At 66.5% G+C, this 5372-nt stretch carries 4 protein-coding genes and 1 pseudogene; 2 read left to right on the forward strand and 3 right to left on the reverse strand.

Translation table 11 applies throughout. The annotated features are described in order from the left end of the window. Window positions 1–1527, reverse strand: a 1527-nt coding sequence (locus JCM9942_RS10490; protein WP_083468500.1) for a sensor histidine kinase, incomplete at its 3' end; no start/stop codon positions are given. Window positions 1528–1707: 180 nt separating this feature from the next. Between JCM9942_RS10490 and JCM9942_RS10495 the strand changes: the two genes are divergently transcribed. Next, entirely contained in the window at window positions 1708–2274 is a 567-nt protein-coding gene (locus tag JCM9942_RS10495) for a DUF3016 domain-containing protein (RefSeq protein WP_054659522.1), read from the forward strand. Window positions 2275–2360: 86 nt separating this feature from the next. On the opposite strand, the gene alr is transcribed toward JCM9942_RS10495, so the two are convergent. Next, entirely contained in the window at window positions 2361–3437 is a 1077-nt protein-coding gene (gene alr / locus JCM9942_RS10500) for an alanine racemase (protein WP_054659524.1), read from the reverse strand. Beyond that, window positions 3437–4701, reverse strand: a pseudogene (locus JCM9942_RS10505) (D-amino acid dehydrogenase). Before JCM9942_RS10505 ends, alr begins: the two are co-directional and overlap by 1 nt. Window positions 4702–4851: 150 nt before the next feature. Between JCM9942_RS10505 and JCM9942_RS10510 the strand changes: the two are divergent. Beyond that, window positions 4852–5331, forward strand: coding sequence for a winged helix-turn-helix transcriptional regulator (locus JCM9942_RS10510; RefSeq protein ID WP_054659526.1), 480 nt, complete (start codon window positions 4852–4854; stop codon window positions 5329–5331). The last annotated feature ends 41 nt before the right edge of the window (window positions 5332–5372 follow it).

The following is a 5372-nucleotide window of genomic DNA, read 5'->3' on the forward strand; positions in this document are numbered from 1 at the left end:
GAATACCGCGCCCTGGCCGGCCCCGCCGCTGGCCGCCGAAACGCTGCCGCCATGCAGTTCGGTCAGCTGCTGGACGATGGCCAGCCCCAATCCCAGCCCGCCATGGCGACGGGTGGTCGTGCCATCGGCCTGACGGAAGCGGCCGAACAGGTGCTCCAGAAACTCCGGGGCGATGCCGTCCCCGTTGTCGCGCACCTCGACCACGAAGTGTCCCGGTGCCTGCAGCACCGCCACTTCCACCCGCCCCTCCACCGGGGTGAACTTGATCGCGTTGGACAGCAGGTTCCACAGCACCTGCTGCAACCGGGTGGCGTCGCCCAGCACCGGACAGCGCATCTTAGGCACCTTCACCAGCAGCGTCTGCGCCTTGCCCTCGGCCACCAGCGCCTGCGCCTGGACCGCTTCACGCACCTGCGCGGCCAGATCCAGCACCTCCACCTCCAGCTGCACCTTGCCCAGCAGCATGCTGCTCAGGTCGAGCATGTCCGACATCAGACTCTTCTGCGCCAGCGCACTGCTGGCGATCACCTCCAGGCCACGGCGCATCGGATGCTCGGCCGGCATGCGCTGCAGCAGCAGCTCGCTCCAGCCCAGAATCGTGGTCAGGGGCGTGCGCAGCTCGTGCGACAGCGTGGCCAGGAATTCATCCTTCAGCCGCGTGGTGCTTTCAGCGGCGTTGCGGGCGGTGCGCTCGGCCGCCAGCAGTTCCTCGCGCGCCCTATCGATTTCACGCCGCTCGGTGATATCCGGACTGTTGCCGGCCAGGCCGATGAAGCGTCCGTCCGGGGAAAAGCGCGGCACCGCGTTCATCTCCAGCCAGCGCCATTGCCCATCATGGCGCTGCACGCGTACGTTCAGGTGCAAGGCACGCTCTTCGGCCAGCGCGGTGCGCAGTTCGTATTCAAATGGCGCCAGCTCGTCCGGATGCAGCAGCCCCTGCCACCAGCGCGCGCCAAAAACGTGGTTGCTGGCGGTACCGAAAAACGTGGAGAAGGCGTTGTTGATGAAGCGCAGCTGGCCCAGGTCATCGACCACCCACACCGGCATCGGCAGGCCGTCGGCCAGTGCGCTGAAGCGCGCCTCGCTCTCGGCCAGCTCGGTTTCAACCTGCCTGCGCCGGGAAATATCGAAAAACAGCACGCCAAGCCGGCGCTGCCCTTCGGCGCCCAGGCGCACCGCTTCCACCGAATACCAGCGTCCCAGCGCGGGCACCTCGCGCTCGAACTGCACCGTCACGCCCTCTTCGACCACACGACCGAACACGCGGAACCAGTAGTCCTCCAGGCTGGGGACCAGCTCGCGGGCGCGCCGACCGGTGACCTGGTGCAAGCCGGTGATGCGCTCGAACGCGGCATTCACCCGACGATAGATGAAGTCCACCGGCACCCCGTCGCTGAACACCATCTCGACCACGCAGAAACCCGTGCCTACCGCTTCGATCAACTCCTGATAGAGCAGGGAGTTTTCCAGGTCCGCATCGGCAACGGGCACCAGCGGAAGACGTGGCGGATTCGGAGAAGGGAGCATGTCACCGGCGGCGGAAGGACAGACGGAGCAAACGGGAGCAGCGCCAGTCTGGGCACCGGCCTATCGACACAACGTGATGATGAATCCCGCGCAACTTCCGCGCGTGCGCGCCACGACCAGCATTGTTCCGCGCCCAGGCAGGCCCCACACTCCAGACACGCTATACCTACGGAGATTTCCATGAAAACTTCGACCCTTGCCCGAGTGGCACTGGCCTGCATTCTGGCTGCGGGCACTGTCCATGCCGGTCCCCGCACCATCACCGCGCCCGACGCACCGCGGGCGCTGCCCGCCGAAGGCCGGGTACAGGTGCAGTGGACCGATCCGGCCCAGTTCACCGAACTGCGCCAGAGCCGCAACCGCTGGGATGCCGAACGAGGCGACTGGGTGACGCAGCTGGCCGGGTACCTGCGCAAGCAGGCCGACAAACAGTTGCCGGCGGGACAGCAACTGGACGTCACTTTCACCGACATCAAACGTGCCGGCGACTACGAGCCGTGGCGCGGCCCGCGACTGGACGATGTGCGGATCATGCGCGACATCTATCCGCCGCGGATCACCCTGCAGTTCACCCTCACCGACGCCAATGGCCAAGTGATCGCCCAGGGCGAGCGCAAGCTGGTGGACACCGCGTACCTGCTCAACAGCAGCATGCCCAGTGACACCGACCCGCTGCGCTATGAGAAGCGGATGCTCAACGACTGGCTGCGCCGCGAGTTCCGCCAGGACACGGCGGCCGGACGGTAAGCGGCCGGCCGCCTCGCAGGCGGCACGCCGCTACTGCGGATGCCGTGGTTCCCCCACAGAAAAGGGCCGCACTGCGGCCCTTTTCGTTACTCGGACAGATAGACGCGCGGTGTGCGTTTGAGGCTGCACGGCAGCCGGTAGGCACTGGTGTTGCAACGCGGCGCCAGTTCGGCGATGGTCGGCGCGCTGCCCCACAGCTGCACGAGGCTGCCGTGGCCGGCCTGCGGGTGATCGGTCAGATCCACGGTCAGCATGTCCATCGACACGCGGCCGATCAGGTGCCCCGGCACGCCTTCGATCAGCACCGGCGTGCCATTGGGGGCGAACTGCGGATAGCCATCGGCATACCCCATCGCCACCACACCTACTCGTGTCGGCCGCTCAGCGACAAAGCGCGCGCCATAGCCCAGCGGCTCCCCCACACCCAGTTCGCGCACCGCGATCACCCGCGACTGCAGTGTCATCACCGGGCGCAGCTGCGCGGCGTGCGGACTGGGCTGCGGATACAGCGGGTCGGCGCCATACAGCATCAGGCCCGGGCGTACCCAATCGCTGCGCACCTGCGGCCAGCCCAGCAGCGCCGGCGAATTGCACAGGCTGGTTTCACCGGCCAAACCTTCTGTCGCACGAACGAAGATATCGAGCTGCTCCCGGGTGCGGTTGCTGTCCAGTTCATCGGCACGCGCCAGGTGGGTCATCAGCACCAGCGGGCCGACCTGCGGCAGTGCGCTCAGGCGGGCATGCGCGTCGCGGAACTCTTCCGGCGACAGACCCAGCCGGTGCATGCCGCTGTCCAGCTTGAGCCAGATATGCAGCCTGGCACCGGTCTGGAACGCCTCCACCGCTTCGAGCTGCCAGCGTGAGGACACGACCGTCCAGAAATCGTGCTCGACGATCAGCGGCAGTTCGGCCGCATCGAAGAAGCCTTCCATCAGCAGGATCGGACCTCGGATGCCGGCCTGGCGCAGCTCCAGCGCCTCTTCGATGCAGGCCACGCCAAAGCCGTCGGCCTCGTCCTGCAGCGCGCGCGCGCAGGCCACCGCACCATGGCCATAGGCATCGGCCTTGATGATGGCCAGCGCCTTGCCGCCGCCCAATTGCCTGGCCAGGCGGTAGTTGTGGCGCAGCGCGTCCAGGTCGATCAGTGCCTGTGCCGGACGCATCAGTGCCGTCCCTTGCCGTAGCGGAAGATATCAAGGCCTTCGCTGCTGATCTGGGGCGTCTTGCCGCCCATCAGGTCGGCCAGATAACGGCCGGAGCCGGCGGCCATGGTCCAGCCAGCGTGCCGTGGCCGGTATTGAGGAACAGGTTGCGATACGGCGTGGCGCCAATCACCGGCGTGCCGTCCGGGGTGGCCGGACGCAGGCCGGTCCAGAATTCGGCGCGCGACAGGTCGCCGCCCTCCGGATACAGATCCTTGACCACCTTCTCCAGCGTGGCGCGCCGGCGCGGCTCCAGCGACAGGTCGAAACCGGACGCTTCGGCCATGCCACCGACACGGATGCGGTCCTGAAAACGGGTGACGGCGATCTTGTAGCTTTCGTCGAGGATGGTCGAGTTCGGTGCCATCGCCGCGTTGGTAATGGGCAGGGTCAGCGAGTAGCCCTTCAGCGGATACACCGGCAGCTGCAGGCCCAGCGGCGCGAGCAGCTGGGGCGAGTAACTGCCCAGCGCCAGCACGTAGTGGTCGGCGGTTTCCAGCTGGCCGTTGATGCGCACTCCGGTGATGCGGTCGCCGTCGGCATGGATGGCGCTGATGGTCTGGTCGAAGCGGAACTCCACGCCGTTCCCGGCGGCCAGCGCGGCCAGCTTGTCGGTGAACAGCTGGCAATCGCCGGTCTGGTCCTCGGGCAGGCGCAGTGCGCCGACCAGCATGCCGGTTTTGCCGGCCAGCGCCGGTTCGACGCGGGCGATGCCCTGGCGGTCGAGCACTTCATACGGCACGCCGTACTGGCGCAGCACCTCGATGTCCTGCGCGGCGGCATCCAGCTGCTGCTGGGTGCGGAACAGCTGGGTGGTACCCAGCTGGCGCCCCTCGTAGTCGATACCGGTGGCCGCACGCAGCTCGTTGATGCAGTCGCGGCTGTAGTCGGATACGCGCACCATGCGCGCCTTGTTCACCGCGTAACGGGCCGAGGTGCAGTTGCGCAGCATCTGCCACAGCCAGCGGTACTGGTTCAGATCGCCGGTCGGGCGGATCGCCAGTGGCGCATGTTCTTCGAACAGCCACTTGATCGCCTTGAACGGCACCCCGGGCGCGGCCCACGGCGAGGTGTAGCCGAAGGACAGCTGGCCGGCGTTGGCGAAGCTGGTTTCCAGCGCCGGCGCCGGCTGCCGGTCGACCACGGTGACCTCAAAGCCGGCCTGCCGCAGATACCAGGCACTGGTCGTGCCGATCACACCGCTGCCGAGCACCAGAACACGCATTTTCTTTCTCCGGACCACATGATTCCCTGCACAGAGGACAGCAGGGACTAGGAACGGCGCAGTATATTCAGGCCAAGCCAGTTGTTTTTTCTGTATTGACCGGAAAAATCAGGCTAATTTCCCGTTTCGTTCATCAAAAGCAGAGCCGCCATGGCCACCCGCAGCCGCGAACTGGACAAGATCGACCGCAAGATCCTGCGCATCCTGCAGCAGGAAGGACGCATTTCCTTCACCGAGCTGGGCGAGCGCGTGGGCCTGTCAACCACGCCCTGCACCGAGCGGGTGCGGCGGCTGGAACGCGAAGGCGTGATCACCGGCTACTACGCGCGGCTGGATCCGTCTTCGGTGAAAGCCGGACTGCTGGTGTTCGTGGAAATCAGCCTGGCCTACAAATCCGGCGACATCTTCGAGGAGTTCCGCCGCGCGGCGCTGAAGCTGCCCAACGTGCTGGAGTGCCATCTGATGTCCGGTGACTTCGACTACCTGCTCAAGGCCCGCATCAACGAGATGGCCTCCTACCGCAAGCTGCTGGGCAGCACCCTGCTGACCCTGCCGCATGTCCGCGAATCCAAGAGCTACATCGTGATGGAGGAAGTCAAGGAAACCCTGTGCCTGCCGATCAGCGAATGAGCGCGGCCGCGGCTCAGTTGCCGCGCGCGGCGCTGGGCGGC

This window comes from Stenotrophomonas pictorum JCM 9942, assembly GCF_001310775.1.
Lineage (GTDB): Bacteria > Pseudomonadota > Gammaproteobacteria > Xanthomonadales > Xanthomonadaceae > Stenotrophomonas > Stenotrophomonas pictorum.